The 25635-nt window shown below is 54.9% G+C and carries 32 protein-coding genes; 23 read left to right on the forward strand and 9 right to left on the reverse strand.

Features of this window, described 5'->3' with window-relative positions; all coding sequences use genetic code 11:
- Positions 1 to 475 precede the first annotated feature (475 nt).
- Both Q0915_RS07890 and Q0915_RS07895 read left to right on the forward strand, forming a co-directional pair.
- Complete coding sequence (locus Q0915_RS07890) at positions 476 to 811, forward strand: hypothetical protein (protein ID WP_299481716.1); 336 nt, start codon at positions 476 to 478, stop codon at positions 809 to 811.
- Complete coding sequence (locus Q0915_RS07895; RefSeq protein WP_299481719.1) at positions 808 to 1710, forward strand: sigma-70 family RNA polymerase sigma factor; 903 nt, start codon at positions 808 to 810, stop codon at positions 1708 to 1710. The genes Q0915_RS07890 and Q0915_RS07895 overlap by 4 nt, the downstream gene beginning before the upstream one ends.
- 52 nt (positions 1711 to 1762) lie before the next feature.
- On the opposite strand, the gene Q0915_RS07900 is transcribed toward Q0915_RS07895, so the two are convergent.
- On the reverse strand, positions 1763 to 2395 hold the full coding sequence (locus Q0915_RS07900) for a DUF4437 domain-containing protein (RefSeq protein WP_299481722.1): 633 nt from the start codon (positions 2393 to 2395) through the stop codon (positions 1763 to 1765).
- Between the two features lie 320 nt (positions 2396 to 2715).
- Between Q0915_RS07900 and Q0915_RS07905 the strand changes: the two genes are divergently transcribed.
- From Q0915_RS07905 to mgtE, 4 genes are all read left to right on the forward strand, one after another.
- Positions 2716 to 3297: a hypothetical protein gene (locus Q0915_RS07905; RefSeq protein WP_299481725.1), complete on the forward strand. Its 582-nt coding sequence runs from the start codon at positions 2716 to 2718 to the stop codon at positions 3295 to 3297.
- A 322-nt stretch (positions 3298 to 3619) separates the two neighbouring features.
- Positions 3620 to 4711, forward strand: a complete 1092-nt coding sequence (locus Q0915_RS07910) for a fatty acid desaturase (protein ID WP_299481728.1) — start codon at positions 3620 to 3622, stop codon at positions 4709 to 4711.
- Positions 4712 to 4783: 72 nt separating this feature from the next.
- Positions 4784 to 5101, forward strand: coding sequence for a hypothetical protein (locus Q0915_RS07915; protein WP_299481731.1), 318 nt, complete (start codon positions 4784 to 4786; stop codon positions 5099 to 5101).
- 156 nt (positions 5102 to 5257) lie between these two features.
- A complete protein-coding gene (gene mgtE, locus Q0915_RS07920; protein ID WP_299481734.1) occupies positions 5258 to 6673 on the forward strand; it encodes a magnesium transporter in 1416 nt (471 codons plus the stop codon).
- 104 nt (positions 6674 to 6777) lie between these two features.
- On the opposite strand, the gene Q0915_RS32080 is transcribed toward mgtE, so the two are convergent.
- Positions 6778 to 7491: a MarR family transcriptional regulator gene (locus Q0915_RS32080; protein WP_366525258.1), complete on the reverse strand. Its 714-nt coding sequence runs from the start codon at positions 7489 to 7491 to the stop codon at positions 6778 to 6780.
- Positions 7492 to 7641: 150 nt separating this feature from the next.
- Between Q0915_RS32080 and Q0915_RS07930 the strand changes: the two genes are divergently transcribed.
- Entirely contained in the window at positions 7642 to 8070 is a 429-nt protein-coding gene (locus Q0915_RS07930; RefSeq protein WP_299481737.1) for an organic hydroperoxide resistance protein, read from the forward strand.
- A gap of 47 nt (positions 8071 to 8117) precedes the next feature.
- Here Q0915_RS07930 and Q0915_RS07935 read toward each other — a convergent pair whose 3' ends face one another.
- On the reverse strand, positions 8118 to 8930 hold the full coding sequence (locus Q0915_RS07935) for a hypothetical protein (RefSeq protein ID WP_299481740.1): 813 nt from the start codon (positions 8928 to 8930) through the stop codon (positions 8118 to 8120).
- Between the two features lie 337 nt (positions 8931 to 9267).
- On the opposite strand from Q0915_RS07935, the gene Q0915_RS07940 reads away from it, so the two are divergent.
- From Q0915_RS07940 to Q0915_RS07995, 12 genes are all read left to right on the forward strand, one after another.
- On the forward strand, positions 9268 to 9693 hold the full coding sequence (locus Q0915_RS07940) for a VOC family protein (protein WP_299481743.1): 426 nt from the start codon (positions 9268 to 9270) through the stop codon (positions 9691 to 9693).
- A 51-nt stretch (positions 9694 to 9744) separates the two neighbouring features.
- Positions 9745 to 10455 (forward strand): GH25 family lysozyme, encoded by a 711-nt coding sequence (locus Q0915_RS07945; protein WP_299481746.1) that lies wholly within the window; start codon positions 9745 to 9747, stop codon positions 10453 to 10455.
- A gap of 88 nt (positions 10456 to 10543) precedes the next feature.
- Positions 10544 to 10945, forward strand: coding sequence for a MerR family DNA-binding transcriptional regulator (locus Q0915_RS07950; protein ID WP_299481749.1), 402 nt, complete (start codon positions 10544 to 10546; stop codon positions 10943 to 10945).
- Positions 10945 to 11388, forward strand: coding sequence for a PaaI family thioesterase (locus Q0915_RS07955; protein ID WP_299481752.1), 444 nt, complete (start codon positions 10945 to 10947; stop codon positions 11386 to 11388). Before Q0915_RS07950 ends, Q0915_RS07955 begins: the two co-directional genes overlap by 1 nt.
- Before the next feature lie 3 nt (positions 11389 to 11391).
- Positions 11392 to 11838, forward strand: coding sequence for a GNAT family N-acetyltransferase (locus Q0915_RS07960; protein ID WP_299481755.1), 447 nt, complete (start codon positions 11392 to 11394; stop codon positions 11836 to 11838).
- A gap of 27 nt (positions 11839 to 11865) precedes the next feature.
- Positions 11866 to 13038 carry an isovaleryl-CoA dehydrogenase gene (locus Q0915_RS07965; protein ID WP_299481758.1) on the forward strand — a complete coding sequence of 391 codons (1173 nt, stop codon included), beginning with the start codon at positions 11866 to 11868 and terminating at the stop codon, positions 13036 to 13038.
- A gap of 53 nt (positions 13039 to 13091) precedes the next feature.
- Positions 13092 to 13475 (forward strand): cupin domain-containing protein, encoded by a 384-nt coding sequence (locus tag Q0915_RS07970; protein WP_299481761.1) that lies wholly within the window; start codon positions 13092 to 13094, stop codon positions 13473 to 13475.
- 83 nt (positions 13476 to 13558) lie between these two features.
- A complete protein-coding gene (locus tag Q0915_RS07975) occupies positions 13559 to 14251 on the forward strand; it encodes an SDR family oxidoreductase (protein ID WP_299481764.1) in 693 nt (230 codons plus the stop codon).
- Between the two features lie 89 nt (positions 14252 to 14340).
- Positions 14341 to 15312, forward strand: a complete 972-nt coding sequence (locus Q0915_RS07980) for an agmatinase (RefSeq protein ID WP_299481767.1) — start codon at positions 14341 to 14343, stop codon at positions 15310 to 15312.
- 26 nt (positions 15313 to 15338) lie between these two features.
- Positions 15339 to 15746 carry an ACT domain-containing protein gene (locus tag Q0915_RS07985; RefSeq protein ID WP_299481770.1) on the forward strand — a complete coding sequence of 136 codons (408 nt, stop codon included), beginning with the start codon at positions 15339 to 15341 and terminating at the stop codon, positions 15744 to 15746.
- Between the two features lie 92 nt (positions 15747 to 15838).
- Positions 15839 to 16696: an adenylate/guanylate cyclase domain-containing protein gene (locus tag Q0915_RS07990; protein ID WP_299481773.1), complete on the forward strand. Its 858-nt coding sequence runs from the start codon at positions 15839 to 15841 to the stop codon at positions 16694 to 16696.
- Between the two features lie 183 nt (positions 16697 to 16879).
- Positions 16880 to 17494 (forward strand): ATP-dependent Clp protease proteolytic subunit, encoded by a 615-nt coding sequence (locus Q0915_RS07995; RefSeq protein ID WP_299481776.1) that lies wholly within the window; start codon positions 16880 to 16882, stop codon positions 17492 to 17494.
- A gap of 72 nt (positions 17495 to 17566) precedes the next feature.
- Here the strand turns inward: Q0915_RS07995 and Q0915_RS08000 are convergent, their stop codons facing one another.
- Positions 17567 to 17971: a Clp protease ClpP gene (locus Q0915_RS08000; protein ID WP_299481779.1), complete on the reverse strand. Its 405-nt coding sequence runs from the start codon at positions 17969 to 17971 to the stop codon at positions 17567 to 17569.
- A gap of 448 nt (positions 17972 to 18419) precedes the next feature.
- Here Q0915_RS08000 and Q0915_RS08005 point away from each other — a divergent pair, with 448 nt between their 5' ends.
- Both Q0915_RS08005 and Q0915_RS08010 read left to right on the forward strand, forming a co-directional pair.
- Positions 18420 to 19241, forward strand: a complete 822-nt coding sequence (locus Q0915_RS08005; protein ID WP_299481781.1) for a YdcF family protein — start codon at positions 18420 to 18422, stop codon at positions 19239 to 19241.
- An 84-nt stretch (positions 19242 to 19325) separates the two neighbouring features.
- The gene (locus tag Q0915_RS08010) at positions 19326 to 20570 is read left to right on the forward strand and encodes an adenylate/guanylate cyclase domain-containing protein (protein WP_299481784.1); all 1245 of its coding nucleotides are present in this window, start codon (positions 19326 to 19328) and stop codon (positions 20568 to 20570) included.
- Here the strand turns inward: Q0915_RS08010 and Q0915_RS08015 are convergent.
- Positions 20489 to 21211 carry a DUF599 family protein gene (locus tag Q0915_RS08015; protein ID WP_299481787.1) on the reverse strand — a complete coding sequence of 241 codons (723 nt, stop codon included), beginning with the start codon at positions 21209 to 21211 and terminating at the stop codon, positions 20489 to 20491. The two genes, Q0915_RS08010 and Q0915_RS08015, sit on opposite strands and share 82 nt — an antisense overlap.
- Positions 21212 to 21425: 214 nt before the next feature.
- Here Q0915_RS08015 and Q0915_RS08020 point away from each other — a divergent pair, with 214 nt between their 5' ends.
- On the forward strand, positions 21426 to 21548 hold the full coding sequence (locus Q0915_RS08020; protein ID WP_299481790.1) for a hypothetical protein: 123 nt from the start codon (positions 21426 to 21428) through the stop codon (positions 21546 to 21548).
- Between the two features lie 95 nt (positions 21549 to 21643).
- Here the strand turns inward: Q0915_RS08020 and Q0915_RS08025 are convergent, their stop codons facing one another.
- The 4 genes from Q0915_RS08025 to Q0915_RS08040 all read right to left on the reverse strand — a co-directional run bounded on the left by Q0915_RS08025 (position 21644) and on the right by Q0915_RS08040 (position 25021).
- Entirely contained in the window at positions 21644 to 22159 is a 516-nt protein-coding gene (locus Q0915_RS08025; protein WP_299481793.1) for a hypothetical protein, read from the reverse strand.
- A gap of 387 nt (positions 22160 to 22546) precedes the next feature.
- Positions 22547 to 22792: a TRAP transporter small permease subunit gene (locus Q0915_RS08030; protein WP_299481796.1), complete on the reverse strand. Its 246-nt coding sequence runs from the start codon at positions 22790 to 22792 to the stop codon at positions 22547 to 22549.
- 49 nt (positions 22793 to 22841) lie between these two features.
- Positions 22842 to 23894, reverse strand: a complete 1053-nt coding sequence (locus Q0915_RS08035) for a TRAP transporter substrate-binding protein (protein WP_299481799.1) — start codon at positions 23892 to 23894, stop codon at positions 22842 to 22844.
- Between the two features lie 242 nt (positions 23895 to 24136).
- Positions 24137 to 25021, reverse strand: coding sequence for an NAD-dependent epimerase/dehydratase family protein (locus tag Q0915_RS08040; RefSeq protein WP_299481802.1), 885 nt, complete (start codon positions 25019 to 25021; stop codon positions 24137 to 24139).
- 121 nt (positions 25022 to 25142) lie between these two features.
- Between Q0915_RS08040 and Q0915_RS08045 the strand changes: the two genes are divergently transcribed.
- On the forward strand, positions 25143 to 25577 hold the full coding sequence (locus Q0915_RS08045) for a DUF1489 family protein (protein WP_299481805.1): 435 nt from the start codon (positions 25143 to 25145) through the stop codon (positions 25575 to 25577).
- Positions 25578 to 25635 lie beyond the last annotated feature (58 nt).

Consider the following 25635-nt stretch of genomic DNA (forward strand, 5'->3'; position numbering starts at 1 on the left):
CAATACGGACTTAGGAATGCGCACCCGATTGGTGGCTTCGAAGCGAATGACCGTTTTTATTAAGTCTAGAATTCACCAGTACGGACATGTGGTCAAGCGTGATTAATATTTTTCGCGAGCAGTAGACGGTGGGAATCGGGATATGGAAATATTTGCTGAGAAATTTATTCAATTTGCAATGATAAAATGACATATCTATCCTTTTAGACTTAATCTGGCTGGTTGCTTACTTTTGGTTATTTGGCGTAAGGCCGTGGTCATTGTTTTCAAATTCGGCGATACAACTCCCGACCGCATCCGAAGTGGTATGAACCGGTGTCAGAAGTGTCTCCTTGGGGCGCTTAGTTCATGCCGCGCATCAATGAGCGAACGTCGCGCGGAAGTTCTCTGATCACACCCGTATCTTTTTGCGATCCTGAAACGTCACTGTTGAAGCGGGGCGTTTGTCTCGTACATCTTTTGCAAGGAGAAGCACGTGACAACTGGACCTTATCGTAAGCTCATTCGCTATCAGGTGCGGCCCGAGAGGGCTGGTTTGAACCGGCAGCTGCTCACGAAGCTCGTCGATGATCTGCACCGAACCACGCCAGTTGATTACGGCTTTCTGGCATTGCAGCTCGGCGAAGGGGACTTCCTTCATGTGTCGCTCGTCGACAGGCCGGACGGGGTTGCGCCGCTGCATGAGCTGGAGGGGTTCCAGGCCTGGTCAGGCGACCTTGCGGGCCGGACCATATCCGGACCCGACTTTGAGGATGCCAGGTTTATGGCTTCCTATGAGCCCTGGCGGATCGCGAAGGTATTCGAAAAATGAGCCTGCAGAGCGCACACCCGAATACCGGGTACGGAGGCGTCATGTATGACAGGGACGCTTTTGAACGGAGCCTCGCTGTGCTTCGCCCGAAAATTCACCGCTATTGTACGCGTATGATCGGCTCGGCGCTTGAGGCGGAGGATCTGGTTCAGGACGCCTTGTCGAAAGCCTATGCAAGCTGGCCGGAGGAGGGTGTTCGCAATCCGGAGGCCTGGCTCTTGCGGATTTCTCACAACAGGGCTCTGGATTTCCTGCGCGCCCGTGCAAAACACGGGTTTGACGCCTTGGAGGACCATCATATTGTCAGCGGAGACATCGAACCGCTTGACGCGGTATCAGACGCATCGCTTGCCCTTTCCGTTCTTATGCATTTGACGCCTTTGCAACGGAGCGTCGTCTTGCTGAAAGATGTTTTCGGGTATTCGCTTGCCGAGTGCGCCGTCATTCTGGAGCAAAGTACAGGCGCGGTTAAGTCGGCCCTCCATCGCGCGCGTCAAAACCTGAAAGGCCTCGACAGAAACCACGTCGAGGAGATGCCCAGCACGCTTGCGGACAAGGAAGCGTCGTTGCTGCGCAAATATGTCAGCCTGTTCATGTCCCGCGACTTTGTGGCGGTGAAGGACCTTCTGCTTGAGGATGTGCGCCTTGATCTGGTTGCCAAGGTCAAGAAGCGCGGAAAGTCCGAGGTTTCTCACTATTTCGCAAATTACGCCGACATGCATGATCTTGATCTGACGGCAGGATGTGTCGAAGGAAGAAGCGCAATCAAAGTGACGGATGCGAGCGGCGGTGACTATCTGATCATTCTCACCTGGAAGAGCAATGGCGTTGCGAGTATCCAGGATTTTCACTTTGCACGGTATGTGCTTCAGAACAGTGTATTTCAGGCCCTGACCTGAGGACGAGACCGGAGGCGGGCGCAAAACAAGCGCCCGCGCATGCCGCTGGCTATCAGTCTGCCGGAAAGATGTCGAAATGGCCTTCAATCCTGAAATAGGCCACACAGTCTCCGTCAGCACCACAAGCATCATCGTGATCGGCGTCTCCGTCCTGCCAGAGATTTGCGCCAACCGGCAGCCGCGTCGGGCCTTCATCTTCGAGTGCCCAGTGCCGGTAATCGCCTTTGACAACGAGGCCGCGATACGTGTGGGTGTGTTCGTGAGGAAAGCCTGGAAAGCCGGGCTTGAATTTCAGGAAGAAGCTGCTCGGAGCCTCGCTCTCACGCTCGCCCCAAACCCAGGCAAGACTTACGTTCCCATTGGTATTCGGGACGTCCTGCCAGGGAATATCGTCGGCGGGCACCACTTTCGCCTCATCAATGCCGAACCTTGTCTCTTCTTCCAGAAAGAGGAGGCAGCCGTCCGAAGCCATACAATTCAGCGATTTCTCTTCGCCGGCAGGAGTTTGCAGATACCCTCCAGATCCCACGGATATGTCGCCGGTTCGGATCTCGCCGGCCAAAATGACTGCCTTGGCAGCGTTGCCGTTTTGCGAAAGCTGATGAGTGTCTCCTGTCCGCAGTGAAAGGTAGCTTCCGCTGGCCCCATCCTCCTCGGTCCAGGCAGATGTTCTTTCGCCCGGCACAAGGGTGGCCGGTGCGGGGTGCCAGCCCCAACTAGGTTGGTTGTCGGCCAATGCCGGCGAGATGAGTAGTACTGAACATACGGCTATTGCAGAAACGCGACAAAGCGGATTGGTTTGAATTGGCATGGAATTGTCCCTGGTTTTCCGTTCTTTGAACGTCAAAACGTCAACGTTCGATGGAAAGACGAAACCGGGAGTGGAAAAGATACGGCCCTGAAAAAGGACCGCCTGAAGATTGCCCGCAATTCAAGGCTCTGCGATAGTCGGATTTTCCCTGTCTGCCAACACAATGATTTTTCAAAAAGAGCCGTGGAGTAAATATGAAGACCCTCTATTCAGGCCTTGCGTCCTTAACCTTGCTTGCGGTCTCAATTCCAACCACTTCAAGCGGTCTTCTGGCGGAAGATGCCGGAATTGTGCCAAGCAACGTCTCAGGTGTTGAGATCGTGCCGGTCGATGGCGACATTTTTCGCTACAAGGCCGTTCTGGTGGATACGGACGGCAGCGCGGATCTCTATATTTTCACGGATGCGGGGAACGGTTGGGTCGAGGCTGCGCATGCGCGCGATATTGCCTGGCGAGGCGGGTCTTACGGCCAATCGCCCTGGCTTGAGGCAACCGGGAACGGCTCGCTCAAGGTCTATTCCGAAAACGCCTCGATCGGCCGGAGCCGCTGGGAGCAGGTGCTGACAATCGCGTACCGGAACAACACGTTTGTGGTGGCCGGCTACACGCTCTCCTACTACGACACCCTGGATGAGGCCCTATCGGGGACCTGCGATGTCAATCTTCTTACCGGCAAAGGCATCCACAAGGACACGCCTTTCCGGACTTCGCTCAAGGCCTTGCCGGTTCAGAACTGGACGATGGATACGCAGCCGCAGGAATGTTCTGCTTCCTGACTTTTTGGAGCAACTGCAGCACCGTTCGGTTTGTCCAAAAAAAGTAGTTTTCGTTGCGTCTCGACACAATCCATCTGAGAACGCTGGCACGATCCTGTCGATCCGGATGCCGTCGATCTTTCCAATGCTTCCTGAAATGAACGCACTCACTATTGCGGTGGTTGCGCCGTGATCACATATCCATGGTCGTTCGAACTTTGTTGGCCATCTGTCGATAGCGCGTTGAGTGGTGCTCGTTTTGCGAGAAAATTCTGCCTACAAATATCCATGATTGCAAGTTATGGCGCTGTGATAAATCAAAATCACCAAGTGATGTGAGACAATGCCAAATTACCAGCCAAAGAGTGCGTTTTCATCGCGGCTCAATGCCCGTGCGGGCAGATATCTTTCCCTCAGCAAAACGGGCAGGTTCGCCGATATAGGCCAATGGTTCAGATCCTGCCTGCTGTTTCTGTTCTGTGCCGCAGTCTACAGTCTGACTTATACGGATATCGCCCCCTGGCTTCTGTTGCTTTCTGCCGCCGTCCTGGGGGCAGGCATCTACACCTTGATCGCGACGGTTTGTCATGATGCGGCCCACGGATCATTTGCCACTTCAAAATGGGTGAATGCGATTTGCCTGTTTGCCGGGTTTTCGCTCATTGGAGTTTCGGGAAAGCTCTGGGCAGAACGTCATCTGCGGCTTCATCATATGTATCCGAACATTGCCGGAACCGACATTGATGCTGACGGGTCAAGCTTACTCAGGCTGTCACCGTCCAAGCCCTGGCGTACATGGCACAGGTTTCAATGCTGGTATGCCGTTTTCCTGTATGCGCTTGTACTGCCACACCTCGCGTTTGTGGAAGATTTTGAACACCTTCGCAAAGCAAGACGTACCTGGCCGGACAAATTTTCGGGTGTCTGGCCGATTGTCGAGTTCGCCGCGTCAAAGACCATCCACATTTGTCTCTTCCTGGTTTTGCCACTTGTTCTGACAGAGCACGGTATTGCGTTTCTTGCATGCTATTACATCGTGTTCGTGTCTTGCGCGTCCTTGTTGTTTGTCGCGATAAATGTTGGCAGTCACATTAGCGATGCAGCCGAATTTTTCGATCCCGACAGTGACGGGGACCTTCCACTCGATTGGGCGCATCATCAAATCCGGACCGCAGTCGACTGGTCACCGACTTCGAAACTGGCGATTGCACTGACGGGCGGCGCAAATGCCCACAGCGCCCATCATCTCTTTCCCCGGTTTGCACATACGCACAATCGGGCGCTCAGCAGGATGGTGATAAGGACCGCGCGGGAGTTTGGCGTGTCACTCAACATACTGGCCCCCTGGGAGGTTTTGCGTGCACACATGACCCATCTATACAAGATGTCGCTGCCTCCACAGATCGTCGATGGATCGCGCGCCGGGGGCGGGTGAAATCATTTGCCAGAGCAGCGTTTCTGTTGCACCAGAGAGCGTCTTTTCCGGATCACAGGTCGAAAGCGCGGCATGGGGAAAATCAAACTCAGTGCAACCTTTTTGGTTGCAGGCTTGATACCGCTTTTTGTCGTGTCCGCTTCGATTGCCCAACCGCTTTCGACAGATCCGGCGCGTTTCGGCGCCATGACGTGCCAGCAGCTCTGGTTTGTGGAACAGAAAACGCTCGCTGAGGGGAGGGTGTGTCTGAAAAGCGAGCGAGCGAAACGGGCGTTCCGGCGTTTCGATCGTTGCATTTCATCGAGCGAATCCATTTTGCCGGTGAAGACGCGCTCCTATCTTGAACAGCTTCGCAAGGTTGCCCGGGGAAAGGGATGTGCCGGATTTTGAACAGATGCGGACTGTGCCGAAAAAACGATGACAGCCTGCATCAGTTAGAAGAATGCGGGCCTGTGGACCATGACCGCTTTTGCGGTGGTACTTTGCGTTCGCAAAGGCTAGTTCTGAGCATGTAGGACCTGAAACATCCGGCAAGGGGGGCAGAGCATGAGCGAAGCAGCTGAGCTTGACATCACGGCCTCCCCGGAACCGCAGATACCGGTTCGAGACGAGGAAGAGCGGCTCAATCCCGATTTTATTGCAGCGGTTGAAGATGCAATCGAAGCCGAAGACCGAACGTCTCTAAGGGGGCTTGCGGGCGACCTGCACGAAGCCGATACCGGCGACCTTCTTGAAACGCTCAATGCTGACGAACGTGCGGCCTTTATCCGCCTTCTTGGGGAGGAGTTCGACTACACGGCTCTGACGGAGACCGATGAGGCCGTTCGACTGCAGGTTCTGGAAGACCTGCCCAACGACGTGATCGCCGAAGGGCTGGGCGACCTGGATTCCGATGATGCGGTCTACATTCTGGAAGACCTCGACGAGGTCGACCAGGCGGCTATTTTGGAAGAGCTGCCATATTCCGACCGGGCTCAGCTGAAAAAGGCGCTGGATTATCCGGAGGAAAGCGCGGGCCGGCGGATGCAAAGCGAATTCATTGCTGTTGCTCCCTTTTGGACAGTTGGCCAGACGATCGATTACATGCGCGAAGCACGGGACCTGCCGGACAGTTTTTATGAGATCTACGTGGTCGATCCTGCGTTCAAGCTGCTTGGATCGGTCCATCTGGACAAGATCCTGCGCACAAAGCGTGCGGAGAAAGTCACTTCGATCATGGAGGAAACCCGCCAGGCGGTTCTTGCGATCGAAGATCAGGAGGAAGTCGCGCGCCGGTTCGAGCGTTACAATCTGGTTTCTTCGGCAGTCGTGGACGAAAACGAACGGCTGGTTGGCGTTCTAACCGTCGACGACATCGTTGACGTGATCCAGGAAGAGGCGGAAGAAGACCTGCGTGCGCTCGCCGGCGTTGGCGACGAGGAGATTTCGGACAGTGTCGTGACGATTGCCCGCTCGCGCCTCGCGTGGCTCGTTGTCAACCTCGGCACGGCAATCCTGGCATCGGTTGTCATAGCGCTCTTCGAAGACACGATCGAAGCGATGGTGGCGCTGGCGGTCTTGATGCCCATTGTCGCGTCGATGGGCGGGAACGCGGGAACGCAAACCATGACAGTTGCAGTCCGCGGGATCGCGACACAGGAGCTCAGCGCCCGCAACATGCTCCGTGTTCTCAATCGCGAAGTTCTGGTAAGCGCGGTCAACGGAATAGCGCTTGCGATCCTTATCGGGATAACAGCGTGGCTGTGGTTCGCGAGCCCGGGTCTTGGCATCGTGATTGCCGCCGCAATCATCATCAATATGCTTTTTGCCGGCTTGTCCGGACTGCTCATCCCGATTGCCCTGGACCGACTGAACGTCGACCCCGCAATCGCCTCGAGCGTCTTCGTCACAACGGTCACCGACGTGGTCGGTTTTTTCGCGTTTTTGGGCATCGCCGCACTTTGGTTCGGCCTGCCGCTTTAAACCGGATCAATTGTCACTGTTATCGCGCTGCATCGCTGTCAGCCCCGGTAACATCACTGTCACCGGACACGCCTCACAGGATCCCGCCGGCAGAGGGAGCTGGCTCAGGAGGTGGTTCCGTCGTTCCGCAAGTTGTCACGCAATGTCATGATCCTGCTTTGCAGGTCCATAATCTCATCCAACTGCGCATTGGTTGCCGACAGAACACATTGGCTGAAGTGCTCCGTTTTCTTTTGAAGCGCGCGGCCCTTGCGGGTCAGTTTCAAGATAACCTGACGCTCATCCTTGATGTTACGGGTTCGTGTCACAAGACCCATTGCCTCAAGACGTTTCAGAAGCGGGGTGAGGGTGTTTGTATCGAGCTGCAGTTTCGACGTGATGGTGCCCACTGGAATATTGTTGGTTTCCCAAAGGACGGTCATCGCAAGGTATTGCGGATAGGTGAGACCGATTTCTTTCAGAAGGTTTTTGTAGACGCCGTGCATGGCGTGGTTGGCGGAGTAAAGCGCGAAACACAAGAAGCGGTCGAGCGTCAGCGGAGACATTTCGTCCAAGGCGACGCGTTCGCTCTGGATGTCAGTGCCTTTTTCAGCTTTCTCGGACACCGATCGTTTCTTGCGCTTGTTGCCAGACGCCACGTCACTGTTCTTGTTGGAAGGAGCACCGTCTTCTGACTTGCCAGAAGGCGCTGGAAGCTCTGTTTCCCCGGAAGACGCCGTCTTTTCCTTGCGGGTTGTTTTTTTGGGTTTTGGGGTCCCGTCCGACGCACCGAAATCAATCGCGTCGAGCAGGGACATCTGATCTGTCGTCTCGTTCATGGATCACCTTATAAGTCGCGCGCGATATGGTCGCAACCTGTTGACGCGCGCCACATGTAGGTTTATGTGTGTAATTATATCGTGCGCGATATAATTAATGCTAGAGAAAATGAAAACTCCCATTGTAACAATAAGATATGGAGATATCGGATGACGGTTGAAGTTCTTTACGAAACGAGGGCACGTGCCACCGGTGGCCGCGACGGCACTGCAGCAACGCTCAGCGGGTCGTTCAAGGTAGACCTTTCAACACCAAAGGAACTCGGTGGCGCCGGGGGTGCCGGCAACAATCCGGAGGAACTCTTCGCTGCCGGTTATGCGGCATGTTTTATCGGTGCATTGAAATTTGTCGGCGGCCAGGAAAAAGTTTCGGTTCCGGCGGACACGTCGATCACCTCCACGGTCGGTATCGGGCCACGTTCTGAAGGCGGGTTCGGACTTGAAGTCGCGCTTGAAGTGTCTCTGCCAGGCATGGAAAGATCTGCCGCGGAAGATCTCGTGGAAAAGGCGCATCAGGTCTGTCCGTATTCAAACGCGACCCGGAACAACATCGATGTGAAGCTTACGATCGCGCCGTAACCGGCAAGAGGTTGGCTACGATCTGATTTTGTTTTGCAACGCTATCGTCATTGAGTGAGTTCGGCACCGACCTGGTAGATATACTTTTGCCAGGACGGGTCGAGCCCCTCGATGTAAGGGTTGCTCAGACGAAACACCTTGCGTGTGTTCAACTTGGCAAAATCGATGCTTGCGCGGTATTTCCGGTCCCAAAGTTCCAACAGCGATCCGTCCTCATAGGCCACGAGCAGCCCCTCATGGATCCTCTCAATCAAGTCTTGATTTTCGCTGGATGTCACCAGAAACCGAGGGAGGGGATAGTAGATGCTTACGGCCTCATCATAGGTCAATTCAGGATTTGAGCGATGGGTTGACCATTCGTCAAGAAGTTCATTCGCGCCTCTCAAAAACAGATCGGAGCGGTTGAGTGCGACCATTGAAAACATGGAGTGGTATTCGGCACCGGTTCTGACTTTGAAACCGTGATGTTCGAGTATGCGCGTGTCCAGCCATCCAAGACCCTGAATGACTTCGAACTTCTTGAGATCCTCCACCGTTTCGACCTTTGCGAGAGCAGATTTTGTCTTCTTTGAAACAAAGGCCACACGGTAGCCGACGATACCAAGATCCACGGGAAAGGGGATGGACGCCAGGCTCTCCGGCAATTCGTTGTTCATCGAATATTTGATGATGTAGTTCGAGTACTTGTTGTTTGCCGCTTCGATCAGGGCGCGCCGCGAATTCTGGCCAATCGATGTTTCCTGCAGGACGAACTCGCCATATTTCGCGCGTGTCTTGGTGAGTGCTAGTTCGATGACTGCGCGGTCATATTCATATCTCTTGTCAGTAGATGATTCAGGTCCTTGAACTGTTACGATCATGGTCGCTGCTGCAGATCCGTGCCACATCAAAAAACAGACCAAGACTGCTGATACAAGGTAGAAGAGCGAAAATTTCTTCGTGTTCTGCAAAGCAACCTTATCCGGATTTCGCGAGTTCAAGATGGGAACCGCTGTGATGATTCTGTTTCTGCACCCGCAAGTGTTCCACAAGCGAGCTGACTTTTTCAATTGAATTTGGTGTAATTCTTCAGTTTATCTTCATGTTTGTTTTCTGTTCTGCATCTTTTAGTTGATATTGCGAAATATACTTGTCGTTTGTCATTCCTGTTATGGTTGGAATATACAATGGTTGCGGATCCCGACGAGTGTGAGTGCAATGGAAAGACCCAGAATCGCAGGCATATTGGAAACCGCTGTTTATGTGGACGACATGGCTGTCGCTCATGCGTTTTATGCCGACTGTCTGGGTCTCAAGCGTATGGTGGCCGGAGAGCGTCTTTATGCTTACGATGCCGGTCCCGGACAGGCTCTCCTTGTCTTTCACCGCGGCCACACCGGCGATGATGTCGAGACGCCCGGCGGCATAGTGCCCGGGCACGACACCACGGGCCGAAGCCATTTCGCATTTCGAATTGAAGTCGGCCAACTGCAGCCCTGGCGCGACTATCTGAGAGAGAATGGCGTTGAGATCACGAGCGAAGTCGTTTGGCCTGCAGGAGGCACAAGCATCTACTTCAGTGACCCGGACGGCAATGTTCTGGAATTGGCCGCCCCACCGCTCTGGCCGAATTTTCTAGCGTGAATCTTAAGACTTTTCCGTCACATTCCCGTTGCCGAGGGGATGGGTGGCCAGATGAAGTTCTTGCAGGCAATTTTTCGCACAGTGTTTTACGTTGTTGTCGGTTGCGTCATATCGATAGCGGGGGCTGCGTTTTTCTTCATGAACTGGGAACCGGACAGGGACGAATTTCCCATTCGTGGCATCGATGTTTCTCACCATCTGGGTGAAATCGACTGGACAAAGGTCGCGGGCGATGACATCGCGTTCGCCTATATGAAGGCCAGTGAAGGCGGAGACTTCAAAGACAGCGCTTTTTCACGCAACTGGGCCGGCGCAGGCGCAGCAGGCCTTGCCAGAGGGGCCTATCACTTCTTCAGTCTGTGCAAGCCCGGGCGCGAGCAGGCGCAAAACTTCCTGGCGGTACTTCCAAATGATCCGCAAATGCTGGCGCCAGCGCTTGATCTTGAGTTTACAGGCAACTGTGCCAAACGGCCGCCAGTGGAAGAAGTCTTGCGGGAAATTTCGAGTTTTGTGGCCATGGTCGAACAGTCAGCGGGTAAACAGGTGATCCTGTACGCGCCGGAAGAATTCTACCGCGCTTACCTCAAAGGCCAGGGGCTGAACAGGCGTTTATGGACGCGGTCGATCTGGCATTCCCCTTCCTACACCAAGGACTGGACGCTCTGGCAATATCAGGACAGCGGCGTGGTTGAGGGGGTATCAGGCAACGTCGACCTGAATGTCCTGAGCACGGGCGCAGCCGTTCAGGATCTGCAGTCTTAGCATCTAATATCCTGTTTCTAAAAACAAAAACAAGTTGTGTTGACTTTAACGTAAAAACGCCTGATGGTGCCCGCGACAAGGAGCGGGCATGCAGCGTTTTTTCACGATTACTCAACTGACGCACGAGTTTGACATCACGACGCGAACGCTGCGCTTCTATGAGGCGCAGGGCCTGGTCTTACCCCAGCGCAGAGGCAGGCAAAGGCTCTATACGCCCGGTGACAGGACCCGCATCAAGCTCATCTTGCGTGGAAAGCGGCTTGGGTTTTCCCTGAATGAAATCAAAGAACTCGTCGAAATGTATGCGAGTTCGCCCGGGGAGGCGGGACAGCTGAACCTGCTTCTGGAGAAGATAGATACGCGCCGGGAAGAACTGCTTGAAAAACAACGGGATATCGAATTGACCCTGCTTGAGCTCGACGAAGTTGAAGAAGGGGCGAGAGCTCGGATCGCGGAACTGCGCGAGAAAGTTCATGAGGAAAGCAGCTGATGGATCTGTCGCCCAGAGATCCGGATTGGGAAAACCGCGTAAAGGCGAGTTTTGGAAGCCAGGCTTTCATGAGCCATCTTGGTGCCGAGCTGGCGCATCTGTCTCTTGGTGCAGTTGATATCGAACTCAAAATGCGTCCCGACCTGACGCAGCAGCACGGGTTTTTTCATGCCGGTGCCACGTCGTCCATCGCTGACAGTGCGGCCGGATATGCCGCTCTAACTCTTTTTGCGGCGGATTTCGGTGTATTGACGAGCGAGTACAAGATCAATCTACTTAATCCTGCCAGACAAAAAGTTCTCCTTGCCAGAGGCAGGGTGATCAAGCCGGGCAGAACACTCACAATCGCAAAAGCAGATGTTTATGGACTGGACGAAAGCGCCCAGGTTCATGTGGCAACCGGCCTCTTCACACTCATGAGTGTTTCAGGCGTGAAGGACTAAAAGATGTCTGAAATAACAGTTCGTGCACTTTCACGGTCGGACAGGCCTTCCTGGGAAACCCACTGGACCGCCTATCTCGCGTTCTACGAGCAGGATCTTGAACCAGCGGTCACTGACGGCATCTTCGAGAGGCTGCGTGCTCCCGGGTCGCACAGTGCATTCGTCGCCGTATCGGACGGCGCGGTCATCGGGTTCGTTCATTACCTGTTTCACGACAGTACCTGGTCGCTGCAGAAGGTCTGCTACCTGGAGGATCTTTATGTGAGCGCTTCTGCAAGGGGGAGCGGTGCCGGACGCAAGTTGATTGAAGCGGTTTATGAGGCCGCGGACAATGAGCCTGGAGCAAGTGGCAAGGTCTACTGGCACACCGATCAAGACAACAAGCGTGCGCAGTTGCTTTACGACCGTATTGGCGAGCTGAGCGACTCCATTCGCTACGTGCGCCGCTAGCAAGCGGGCGCTATGGGAGACAAGAGAATGATTCGAAACGACTTTCCAGGCTTCAACTTTGATCTCGGCGAAACAGCGGACATGCTGCGCGATACGGTTCGCTCCTATAGCCAGGACAGGATCGCACCTCTCGCGGAACGGATTGACCGTGAGGACTGGTTTCCGCGCGAACTCTGGCCTGAAATGGGCGAACTCGGGTTGCATGGCATAACCGTTGAGGAAGAATGGGGTGGCTCAGGCCTTGGCTATCTCGAGCATTGTATCGCGATGGAAGAAGTGAGCCGGGCGTCTGCCTCGATCGGTCTCAGCTATGGCGCGCATTCCAACCTGTGTGTCAATCAGTTGCGCCGCTGGGGCACCCAGAGCCAGAAGGAGCGCTATCTTGAGAAGCTGATAACCGGCGAACATCTCGGCGCGCTCGCGATGTCAGAGCCCGGAGCCGGATCGGACGTTGTGTCAATGAAGCTTCGTGCCGAGAAAAAAGGCGACCAGTACGTCCTGAACGGTTCCAAGATGTGGATCACGAATGGTCCTTCTGCGGATACGATGATCATTTACGCAAAAACCGATCCCGAGGCCGGACCGAAGGGAATTACTGCGTTTTTGGTTGAGAAGGATTTTCCTGGATTTTCGGTCGCCCAGAAACTGGACAAGCTCGGCATGCGCGGTTCGGAGACGGGCGAACTCGTTTTCCAGGACTGTGAGGTTCCCGAAGAGAACGTGCTCGGCGAGGTTGGCAAGGGTGTCAACGTGCTGATGTCCGGGCTCGACTACGAACGGGCTGTACTTGCGTCCGGCGCTGTCGGGATCATGCAGGCGGCTATGGACGTCGTCATTCCCTACGTTCACGAGCGCCAGCAGTTCGGACAGCCGATCGGGACGTTCCAACTTGTGCAGGGCAAGGTGGCGGACATGTATGTTTCGATGAACGCCACGAAATCTTATGTCTACGCTGTCGCAAAAGCTTGCGACAGAGGGGAAACCACACGCGAAGATGCAGCGGGCGCTATTCTCTATGCTGCAGAAAACGCGACGAAAATTGCTCTTGATGCAATCCAGCTGCTTGGGGGCAACGGCTATATCAACGAGTATCCGACCGGGCGCTTGCTGCGTGATGCGAAACTCTATGAGATCGGCGCCGGCACTTCCGAAATCAGGCGGATGCTGATAGGGCGTGAAATCTTCAACAAAACGACCTGATAGAGCGCCATCTTCCGGACCTTGAAATCCATTAGACGCGCAAAGGGGCAAATGTGAAGCAGACCACCTTGCCTGAAAGCTACGATGCGAAATCGCCAGCCGGTGCGGATATCCGGTTCATCATGGATGGCCCGACCGGCAACATGATCCATTCCACAGTCCCTGTCGGCCAGATCAACCGCGCCACACGCCACAAGACGGTCAGTGAATTCTGGTATGTTCTTGAAGGAAAGGGGCAGATTTGGCGCTCCGACGGTTCTAAGGAAAGCACCGTTGATCTGGAACCGGGTGTTTCGATCGATATCCCCGTCGGCACTGCATTCCAGTATCGAAGTGACGGTCCACTGCCGCTGAAATTCATTTGCATTTCAATGCCACCCTGGCCTGGCGATGATGAAGCTGAATATGTCGGCGGCACCTGGCAGGCGACCATTTGAAAGCGCGCAAATCTCTTGAAGCCGAAGATAATCCTGTCAGCGTCTCGGTACGTATCAATTCCTGATGAAAAACGGGATTTGGTATGGAAAGACACATAGCTGTCGTCATCGGGTCGACCGGTGGAATTGGCTCTGCACTGCAGGACGCTCTGAAATCCTCCGGTCAATATGATGAGGTGGTCGGGTTCTCCCGTTCGTCGATCCCTACGCTCGATTTGCTGGTGGAGACGTCAATCGAGGAATGCGCGACCAGGATTAAAACCCTGCATGGGCATGTGAGGCTCGTATTCGACGCGACAGGTGCGCTGGTGCTGGAGGGAGCGCGCCCGGAAAAAAGCTTGAAGGACCTTGATCCGGTTCACATGGCCAGGGCTCATGCAATCAACACGATTGGTCCTGCCTTGCTTCTCAAACACTTTCTGCCTTTGTTGCCGAAGCAGGGAAAAAGCGTGTTCGCAACCCTTTCCGCGCGGGTCGGGTCTATTGGCGACAACAGGCTGGGTGGTTGGTACGCCTATCGGTCTTCCAAGGCCGCGCTCAATCAGTTGGTGCGCACGGCCTCCATTGAACTTGCGCGTACACGAAAGGAAGCAGTCTGCGTTGCGTTGCATCCCGGTACAGTTCGAACACCCTTGACCGAAGGGTTCTCCAAAACAGGGCTCGATGTTCAAGAACCTGAACTTGCGGCGAAACGTTTGCTGTCGGTGATTGACGGCCTTTCTCAGGCACACTCCGGCGGATTTTTCGATTATCGGGGCGAAGAGATTCCCTGGTAGGTCGGTTTTTGTTGATCGGGCCGGTGTTTGTGCAAGAAATAGGGATCTGAATTTTCTCATGCCCATAATTGCAAGAACGGGTGACGCACATGACCGATTCCTTTTTCCGTCCGGTCTCCGGGCTCGATCTGCCCCGTTTCGCCGGTGTGCCGACCTTTATGCGTCTGCCGCATGTGGCATTCGGTGACGAGCGGATCTCGGATGTAGACATCGGTTTGATCGGTACGCCCTGGGATGGAGGCACCACCAACCGGCCGGGTCCGCGTCACGGACCGAGGCAACTCAGAGACATGTCGACCATGATCAGGGCCGAGAACGGCGCGACAGGTGTTCGCCCCTTCGATCTGGTCAATTGCGCTGATCTTGGAGATGTCGGACCGAATCCGGCCAGCGTTGAAGACAGCCTCGACCGCATGACTGCTTTTTACGATCAGGTCGTTGCACAGAAGATCATTCCATTGTCAGCGGGTGGGGATCATCTCTGTTCACTGCCGATCCTGCGGTCCCTTGCGCGGAACAACCCTGTCGGGATGATCCATTTCGACAGCCATACCGATTTGTTCAAGAGCTATTTCGGTGGCATGCAATACACCCATGGAACGCCGTTCAGACGCGCGGTCGAGGAGGAACTGCTTGACCCCAAACGGGTCGTGCAAATTGGGATCCGCGGGACAGCCTATGACCGCGAGGACCGGGATTTTGCCAAAAGTGTCGGGATCAGAGTGATTCCGATCGAAGAATTTCACGCACGCGGGCCGGAAGATGTCATGAGCGAGGCGCGTGAGATCGCCGGGGCCGGTGAAACCTATGTGTCTTACGATATCGACTTTGTCGATCCGGCTTTTGCGCCCGGGACCGGTACTCCGGAGGTTGGCGGACCAAATTCGTTCCAGTCGCTGCAGGTGGCACGGTTGCTTGAGGGCGTCAACATTGTCGGAGCGGATCTCGTCGAAGTATCGCCTCCCTTTGACCAGAGTGGCGGAACCGCCTTTTTGGGCGTGTCGATCATGTTCGAAATTCTGTGCAACATGGCGCAGGCCAAAAAGGCACAGAGCGCTTGAGCTTAAGCCGATTGAAGGATTTCACCGTGACTGGCGAAACAGATCTGAAGACGCTGATCTCCCACATGCGACCCATGCTGGATCCGGAGCCGTATGTGTTTTGCACCTTTACCGCCAGGGACTTTCAGGACCTGGCGGACTATGGGCCGGTTGGGTTGTTTGCGGAAACGGAAGGCACAACAGCTATTTTACCTGTTGAACGGGCGCGTGAGCTTGGCCTGGGCGATGCCGAATGGTTTCGCAGAATTACGCTTACGGTTCATTCTTCATTGGAAGCAGTGGGCCTGACCGCCGCAATTTCATCGGCTTTGGCCGAAAGGGGAATTTCGGCCAATGTGGTCGCAGCCTATTTCCACGATCATATTTTCGTACCGGAAGAAAAGGCCGATGAGGCGCTAAAGACCTTGAGAGAGCTTGCTGACAGCACGCTATAAGTTGCCGCCGGTGCAAGTTTAAGCGGCCTTTTTCCTTGCAATTTAGGGTCTGACTTCCCATTCCTAAACATGAGCAGTCAGGGGTTATTAGCATGCAACGGGTGAAGCGACGTCTGTCGGCGATCATGTGCGCGGACGTTGCGCAGTATTCCAAACTGATGGAACGTGACGAGGACGGGACTCTGGACCGGCTCAAAGCGTACAGGGACGTTATGTCGTCACTGACCGACAGACATAACGGGCGAATCGTCAACACCTGGGGCGACGCGGTGATCATTGAGTTCGTGTCGGTGATCGAGGCGGTTCAATGTGCCGTGGATATCCAGAACGAACTTTCCGTGCGCAACGCGGATCTGCCCGAACTCAACCGGATGGATTTTCGGATTGGCATCAACCTGGGCGACATCATGGTTGAGGGCGATGACATCTATGGAGACGGCGTCAATGTCGCAGCGCGTCTTCAGGAGCTTGCGCCGAAAGGGGGCATCATGCTGTCTCAGTCGGTCTATGATCAGGTCAAGGCGAAAGTCGCGCTTGGCTTCGATCCGCTTGGTCCGCAGCAGGTCAAGAATGTCAGCGAGCCCGTTGAAACCTATTCCGTCCGTCTTGGTGGCCGCAACGCACCGGAGGAAGCAGTTGACGGCGCCGAGCGAGAGGACGCCGCTGAGTCTCGTGAACAGTCTTCCGCCCCGCCCAACTGGGAAAAAGACACGCAAGCCGTTGCAAACGGTTTTGAACAGGCGCGCCAATGGCTGCGCGTGCAGCCGCGCAGGGTGCGAACGTGCGTCTTTTTTGTCGGCTTTTTCTTCGTGTTGAACCTTCTGACATCCGGTTTGTCGACGCTTTGGTTCGTGTGGCCGTCGCTGCCATTCGTCGTGATGCTGGTTTGGCATTTCCTCGTTGGGCGCAAGAACGAATCCGTCGGCGGCAACTCTGGCGGTGGAAAATAATCACCTGCAAAAAAGCGTTGTTCCCATTCTGATAACACTTTTCGCGCTATTCAGGCTTCATGATTTGCGAGTGACCAATAGTTCGCTTACACATGGACAAAAGCGGTGCAGGGTACGAACTGCCTGCCGATTGAATAATGCCGGCCTGTCCGGCCCAACAGCCAAGGGAGCTTAATCCTGCGCATGAAAAATTACTCGACAACAGTGCCTGCACGCCTTGATGACGAGGACGACGACAAGCCAAAGAGCCAACCTTCGATCCAGGTCGACAAACACCTGTTCGAGGCGCGCACGGTTTTGATTACCGGTCCCGTTACGCAAGACATGGCACGTGATGTATGCGCCCGCCTTCTGGCACTGGCCCAAGTTTCCAACGATCCGATTACAGTGATCGTGTCTTCGCCCGGAGGACACGTTGAATCGGGCGACATGATCCATGACACGATCAAGTTCATCGCTCCGGAAGTCCGCATTCTTGGGATGGGATGGGTCGCAAGTGCCGGTGCGCTGATCTACGTTTCGGTTCCGAAGGAAAACCGGTTCTGCACGCCCAATACCCGGTTTCTGCTGCACCAGCCGTCCGGCGGTGCCGGCGGTATGGCAACCGACATCGAGATCCAGGCCAAGGAAATCATCAAGATGCGCGACCGGCTGAACAAGATCTTCGCCGACGCTACAGGCCAGCCGATCGATCGTATCGAGAAGGATACCGACCGTGACTACTGGATGAGTCCTGAAGAGGGAATTGAGTACGGGCTTGTCGGGAAAGTCGTTACAAGCGTTGAAGAGCTGGGCTGAGAAAGCCTTCTTCTGAAAAACAAAACGCCGGTGTTGATGCGCCGGCGTTTTTGTTTGGAAAGTAGACAGGTATTACGCGCTGATGAGCTCCGGTTCGACGGAGTAGACCATGATTGGGTCGATCGGCTTGGGATCGAGGACTTGCGGGCGAAGAGTTTCCATCAGGTGCCGAAGTTCGGCCTCGTCGGTTTTGTTTCTTCTGCCGGTGAAGAAGACCATCACAAGGTGATCGACGAATCTTTCGTAGACGTCGTGGCAAGTGCAGATCGGCGCAAGCAGATTGCAGATTGACTTTCCGTCGTAAAATGGTGCGCCGCCAGACAGAAAGATCAGGAACTCCGTCAGATCGTCCGAGCGTTCGAATTCCATGCGAAACTGCGTCGCATCGAAACAGGGATCCTGTTCCAGTCTTGCTTGCAACCGTGGCATTGCGCGTACAACCGCATCACGTCCACCAAGCTTCAAATAGAGTGTCATTTGGTTACCCTCGACTGTGCCTTTGTTAATGCACACACACCATGCCGCAGTTCCACTCACGACCCTGTGACCTCGATCACGGTTATTGCCTTTGTGAAAAAAGACAGCCTTTCATCACAAACATGAAGAGGCACTCACGTGTGTATCAAACAGCCGATTCCGCCGCGAACGTGCGCAGCTTCGCTGCAAATTGTGACATATGATTTACAGTTTTGTTTCGGTAATGTGGATGTTATGTCTTTGGGTTAATTTGATTTTTTCTGAAATTTTCTACGTAATCGGGAAGATTAGCACACAAGAATTATTTGACTGTTTGCGATTCGAATGGAGACTTTGAGTGTTAATATGTCGATAGTTCGTTTGAACTTGAATTTCTCCATGGCCTTAAAAAAGACGCCTTGAAGAATTCTCATTTTCTCGTTTCATGAACCGTTGTTGGAACTGAGTCGTGCTTTTTTATCTTTCAAAAGTTGCCTATTTTTTTCTCAAGCCCTCAAATTTACTCATTGCTGTCGCGCTGGTTGGATTGATCCTTTTGACGTTTTCAAAAAGACGGCGTACCGGTACGCGCTTGGCATGGTTGGCAATTCTGGGTCTGGCGATTTGCGGTTTGTCGCCGGTTGCCAACTGGCTCATCCTTCCATTGGAAGAACGATTTCCCCGTCCGGAGCAAATTGTCGCGCACGATGGAATCATTGTTTTGGGCGGTGCAGTCGATACAGTGGTTACCGGTGGACGAGGGGACACCGCGCTTACAACCTCTGGTGAGCGAATCACTATTTCAGCACGACTCGCCGAGCTCGTTCCGAATGCAATGGTGATCCATTCCGGTGGGAAAGGGTTCATCATTTCCTCACAAGCTACCGAGGCGGAAGGCGCAGCGCGTTTGTTTGAAGACTTCGGAATTGCGCCGGAGCGGATTGTTCTTGAGGACAAATCCAGAAACACCTGGGAGAATGCCGTTTTTACAAAGGAACTGGTGGATCCCAAGCCCGGCCAGACATGGCTTTTGGTGACATCGGCCTATCATATGCCACGGGCCATGGGTGTCTTTGAAAAGGCGGGCTGGGAGGGCGTCACTGCCTATCCGGTTGACTACAGGACGCGGGGAACAGAGGACCGGTCACTCGGGTTTACAGGCGTTTCAAAGGGCTTGAGGCGGTTTGACCTGGCTTTCCGGGAGTGGGTGGGGCTGGTTGCCTACAGACTGACAGGCCGAAGCACGGCCTGGTTGCCAGGCCCGGAAACCATGAACCGGGCGGCGCGTTAAGGCTGGTTGAAAATCACCTCTTTTACAGGCCGTTGCGACGCACCATATCAGGTCGTATCAAGGGTATGAAAAGGACGTGGGCAGATGGTCCTCGAAGCGCCGCTCGTTTCGGCAGACATTGTTCAATGGTTATATAGTGATGCCTCGTATCTCAACGATACGCTGGAAGTTGTGAGTGAAATGGCTCTGCGCCTGCGTGAAGGAGGCGTACCGGTCGACAGGGCAACGACGGGTATCTGGATCGTGCATCCGAACGTGCGCGCGGAAGCGTCGGTATGGGCAAGCGACGGTACGCGCGAAGTCAGGCTTTATACGGCTGACAACAGTTCAGACGAGGACTACCAGATCAGTCCTATCAAACGCGTGCATGAGACCAAGGCCTCGGTGCGCGTGAAGCTTGCGCATTCCGATGAGGCGGAAGAGTACCCGGTTACAGTCGATCTTCGCGAGGAAGGCTATAAGGATTATATCGCGCTTCCGATGCCGTTTTCCGACGGATCCGTGAAAGTCGTGACCTTCGCCACAAACGCTCCGTCCGGCTTTAGCAGTGCGCATATTGGGGTATTTGAATCGCTCATCCGACCGCTTGCTCTCGTTTGTGAGCTGAAGACGCTTCGCAGAACAGCAGAGACGGTGCTCGATACCTATGTCGGCCCGCGCGCCGGCTCGAAGGTATTGGACGGTACCACGCGCCGCGGGCAGGGAGAGTGGATCAAGGCGGTTGTAAGCTTTGCTGACATTCGCGGCTTCACGCGCCTTTCGAACACGCTCCCGGCAGACATGATTGTTCAGTTTTTGAACAAGTATTTCGGCGCAATGACAGCGGCTGTCGAGGCGCATGGCGGTGAAGTGCTCAAGTTCATTGGCGATGAAGTGATGGCGATCTTTCCTTATGAAACCGAAGATCAGGCACGGGACGCGGCAAAAAGAGCGCTTCTGGCAGCGCGTGATACGCTCAAGCGCATTGAAGGTATCAACAGCTCCAACACTTGCGCGCAAACCCCGGATCTCAGCGTGGGTATCGCGTTGCATGCGGGAGATGTCTTCTACGGCAACGTGGGTAGCGAAACCCGGCTCGATTTTACAGTGGTCGGCCCGGTCGTAAATCTGGCCGCAAGGATTGCAGAATTGGCGAAGGACCTGCACCGCGAGGTTCTCGTCTCCGACGCGCTGTCAGACATTATGGGCTGCCGGTCCGGTCTCTATGGAAAATATCAGGTCAAAGGTTTCGACGACCCGGTGGCGGTTTATTCGCCGGATTTGTCAGGGGATGCCAAATTCGGATACTGCCCCGAAAGCAATGCTGCCCTGGAACGGGAAGCGAACTGACGGCGCAGCAGGACCAGAAGCACCGCCAGCGTGGTCGACGCGAATACGAATGGACCCGCGAACCAGCCAAGAAAACCGATGGCGAAAAAGAGCGCCCTCTGACCTCTGTTGAAATGCCGGCCGGCGAGCACGTTGAGTGCGCTGGCCTGCAGGGCCATTTCGCGGATCTTGTCGTCGCCCGCAGCACCTTGCTCGGGCACAGCACCCATCACAATGCTTGCGTAGTTGAACAGACGGTACGCCCAGCCGAACTTGAAGAAGCTGTAGGCGAAGATCAGCATCAGGCCCAGAACCTTTATTTCCCATAAGGTCCGGCTGCTTTCGACCGGAATCGAGAGGTCGCCCGCTATTTGGACAATCCTGTCGGTCGCCTCCAGAAGCGCGAAACCGCCACCGATCGCAAGAAGTGCCGTTGACGCAAAGAAAGCGGTTCCCTGCTGAAGTCCGGCCATGATTGCGGTGTCCATGATACGGACTTCACGCTGGCACATCGAAATCATCCATTCGCGGCGATAGGTGTCCATCACGCTGGAAAGCGTTTTGTTCCGCAGTGGGCTGACATCGACGATCAAGTTGAAGCCGAACCAGGCGATAAGAAACCAAACGGCTGCGGCGACATCCAGGTGTGAAAGGGCATGCATCGTAAACTCTCTGCGGTGTTCCGTTCCTGCTACAAAGCATAAGTAGCTGAAAAAATGAAAAGATTTTTGCTCTGCGAAAATGTCGTGGCAGCTGCTCCATTTTTGCGCTTGCGAATTGGTAAGGGTTCGTTTACTTCGACGCCTCAAAGGCGCCATATTTGAAAATGCAGGGGACCGGCGCCAGAAAAAGTGTAGGGCATTAATGGACGAAAACGTGCAGAAATCTTGTTGGAGCGTCACTCTTTGGACTGTCGCTGCGGTGGGTGTCGCATTGACGATGATCCTTCTATTCAACGACGTCGAAAACGCTCAACAGGCTGTCGCCGTCGCCAAGTAAGGGCAACGGGACACTTTCAGAAAAAAGGCGCAGCCCCTGGCAGCGCCTTTTGCGTTTCAGGGCCTGCTCATGGGCCGTTGTCTTTGGGAATATTGTTATTCCGGGCGGTTGCGGGGTCCGAAAACCTTCCGGAATTCCATCTGACGGACAACAGTTTTTCCTTCAGGATAACTGATCAGGAAGCCCGCATAGGCTGCCGAGTCTTGTGGCAGAAAGACAAGCCGTGCCAAACCGAGCCCAGGCCAGGCCAGATCTGCCCCCCATACCGGTATGGACTCAGGTGCCGGTGTTCCGTTCAAAGCCTGAAAATCGGTTCCGTGCAGGACGTTTGTCTCGTCGGCATTCCAGCTCAGTCCCGCAAGCCCAGCCTCAACCGGATACAACAGGACTTCCGTATCGTTGATGCTCAGGGACACAGTCCCATCGAAGCGGTGATCGACGTTTACCTGGCCCATATCCGTGTCGGTCGGAAGTTGTGTCCGGTGTCCGTCTTTCTCTATGAAACCTGTCGTGTTGACTATACGAAATTCTCCGCCCGGCAAGCGCTGGTCAGCCGCTGCCGGCCAGGCAACGGTTATGAATATTAAGAGTGCGGCGACAAGGTTCTTCATAATCGGTGCCCGGTTGTCATTCGAAGCAGTCTAGGTCGGGACCTTTTAAAAAACTTGTCAATGAGCGTTCAAAACTGACCCGGTTTCAGTGTAAAAATTTGACCCACCCATTTCGGCGCAAAACCCTCAGGCGGGCCGCCCTCAAATAGCGAGCCCGTCTGGGGGCTTTGTGCGCGCGACGTTTATGTTTTTCTGCGTCGTTTGCTTTGTGCGAACCGGTATGACGTGTTGCCCGTTTCGATGATGGCACAATGATGGGTTACAGCGCATCCAAATCGAGACTATCCGTTTGCCGGCAGACTTGGAAAGCTACTCACTTGGTGGGACGAACTTGGCGACGAACAAGCCGATCGACACACTAGCTAACCTTGCAGGAAACCTTGGTGCCTAAACGATGTCGATCCGCACATGGCTATCCTCATCGATGCAGCCGACGATCGCGAACAGGGTCGCGGCGCCGACGAAGTGCCATTGCAGCTCGTCGAGGGCCGCTTGGGAAGCATTAAAGCCGTAACGCGCTGTCACCTGCACCAGAACCACAATAACGGTCAGCCCGATCAAGAGCGCGGCAATCCACAGGCAGGCTTTGGCCAGGCCCTTTGTGGCCCGGCTCATGTTGTGCAAGAGGCTCATCTCAGCCCCCCAGGGCGCAGAGGCCCAAGGATCGCGCTGGGACCGCCGATCATGGGCGCTGCATAGGTGCTTCGGTTAACGCGTCCCAGGCGTCTTCTTGCGTTCGCGCGGCCTGCAAGCTGTCCCAGACCTCTGCCACAAAGGGGTCAGCCGCGGCCATCTCGGAGACAAGCGCGTCCCAGGCTACCCGGAGGCTGTCCAGGGTCTCGGGGCTGTAAAGGCGGACTTCCACACCCTGTTCTGCCATTTGCGCGACGGCGGCGGCTTGTGAGTATTCCATCCGCAGGACCGAACGCATCGCGTTGGTTCTGGCCGCCATGTCGATGATCGTGCGCTGGCTGTCTGTCAGGCCGTCCCAAACGTCGCGGTTGATGACCAACTCAATCATCGTCGAGGGTTGGTGCCAGCCGGGGAAATAGTAGAAAGAAGCCACGTCCGGAAAACCCAGCGCAAGATCCACCTGGGGAAAGCTGAACTCGGTCCCGTCGATGGCGCCACGTTCAAGCGATGGAAAGATCTCTCCGCCTGCGATCAGCACGGTATCCGCACCCAGGCTTGCCAGCACTTCCGAGGCCAGCCCCGTCCAGCGCAGCTTGAGCCCGGCAAAATCGTCGGTCCCCTCGATGGGTTTGTTGAACCAGCCGCCCGATTCCATGCCGGTGAAGGTTAGTGGCATAGTCACGAGGTCAAAGCCCGCATCGTCATACATGCGCTGATTGAGCTCGAGCCCGCCGCCTTCGTAGAACCAAGCCATATAATCGAGCGCCTGCGGCCCGAACGGCATCGACGTGAAAAACGACGCAACGGGCAAGGACCCATGCAGGTAGGCCGCAGCGGTATAGCCCGCTTCGATCTCGCCGTCAGAGACCGCCTGTTGAATGTCGAACGGTGGGACAATCGCGCCAGGTTCCGCCAGCTCGATCTGGATCGTCCCGCCGGAGGCTGCCTCGACCTCTGCTTCGAACTGCCGGATCGTGTTGATGACCGGAAGGCTGGTCGGAAAAGCCGATTGCAGGGTGATTGTGACATCCTGCGCAAGGCTCGGCCCGCTCATGGCCACAAAGGATAAGGCAGCTAGGGCCAGTTTGGTCAGCTTTGTCATGTTGTACTCCGGGACTGTTGCGTTAGTTTTTTAGGGTGCGCGATTGTCGATGCGGCGCATTGGATCATGCTATTTCGAAGAGCTGGCTGGTGAACTGGATCTCGCCGCGGATGCCTGGATTTCTGTCCTGGATGTGACCGCGTTTGATTGTTCTTATCGTCTCGATCCCGCTCAGTGTTGTCAATGAGCGTTCAAAACTGATGAGTTCAAATGAAATAATCGGAAGTTGATTTTTCGAACCGCTATCTGGACAACGATACGATCATGTCTTCTATCGTTGAAAAATAGGGTTGCCAGCCGGTCGCCCGCTGCGCTTGGCTGATTTCGATCTTCTGGGACAGCGCGTAACCCGCGTTCCAATCGGTTTCCGGAGGCGTTGAACTGTCCGCTTTCACGGTTTCGATCTCCAATGGAAGGCCATGTCTTGCGGATACATGAGACGCGAGATGGCGAACCGGAATGCCGGAAATGCTGCCTGCCATCAATGTCATTCTGAAGCGTGCCTGCTGTAGCGCCTGAACATAAAGAGCTGCCAGATCATTGACTTCAATCAACGGCCAGAGCGTCTCAGGCTTCGCACGCGTCCTGAAGGGCGTTCCGTTCTTAAGCGCTGTTGTCATGTCTGCAATTGGTCCGGCCAGACGGCTGCAAACCAGGGCCGGATGGATCACGACCAGATTAAGGTCTGTTCCGTGCGAGAGCGTCCGGATCGTTTCTGCCATGAAGCGAAAGGCCGTTGGTGGTGCGAATGGCGTCTTTTCGGTTATTTTTTCTGTGTCTCCCAATGATGGAAACAGCCAGACGCCACCGGTGTATATCAGTTTCAGAGGCTGTTTTCTGTGTTTGGCAGCCTGTTTGAGGGCCAACATCGACAGGCGGTCGACCCGTCCCATATCTTCCGAAAATGTAGCACCCGCATGAATGACCGCATCACAGGAGGCGGCCCGGCCGACCCAGCTTTCGGCGCTTTTGAGATCACCTGGAAATGCACTTGCACCCAGCGCGCGCAATTTGTCAGCGGAAGCCTCAGACCGCGCCAGCGCAACGACACGGACCCCTTTTGAAAGCAGCTCTTTCACAGCGGCGGCGCCGATCAAACCCGTGCCACCGGTTACGAACACGTCCATCTAAAGAGAGAACCCTGTTCTCGGGGTACACGCAAGTTTTTGCTGTGCGCGCCTGTGCACAATCCACCGTCGTTTGCGCTGGCGTCCTTGACGCAGTGGTCAGGCCTGCTACGTCAGTATTATGACCTTGCATCTTGTCAAACTTTGCGTGGGCGCTGACAGCGCGGAGTCGCTTCAGGCATGGATTGATTTCCGAGTGGAACAGGCGCGTCTTGCCGGGCTTGAAGAGGTGACGACGCACACGACACGCATGGTTCCGACGCGCCGTGAAGAACTTTTGGACGGCGGGTCGCTCTACTGGGTGATCAAAGGCAAGATACAGGTGCGGCAGCACCTGATAGACATTCGCCCGTTCACTGACGATGCCGGGGTCAAGAGATGCGACCTCGTGCTTGAACCCAGGCTCATCACGACACGGTATCAGCCGAAGCGGCCTTTTCAGGGCTGGCGCTACCTGAAAGCAGCCGATGCACCGGCCGATATGCGCATGTCTGGTGAATCGCGAGCGATGCCCGACAGTATGCGCCGCGATCTGGTTGAGCTTTGCCTCCTTTAGGGTCCTGTATCAAACTTGCCAAAAAGTGCTCACATGCCCACTTTCAGTTTCAGAGACT

Source organism: uncultured Roseibium sp. (assembly GCF_947494555.1).
Taxonomy (GTDB): Bacteria; Pseudomonadota; Alphaproteobacteria; order Rhizobiales; family Stappiaceae; genus Roseibium.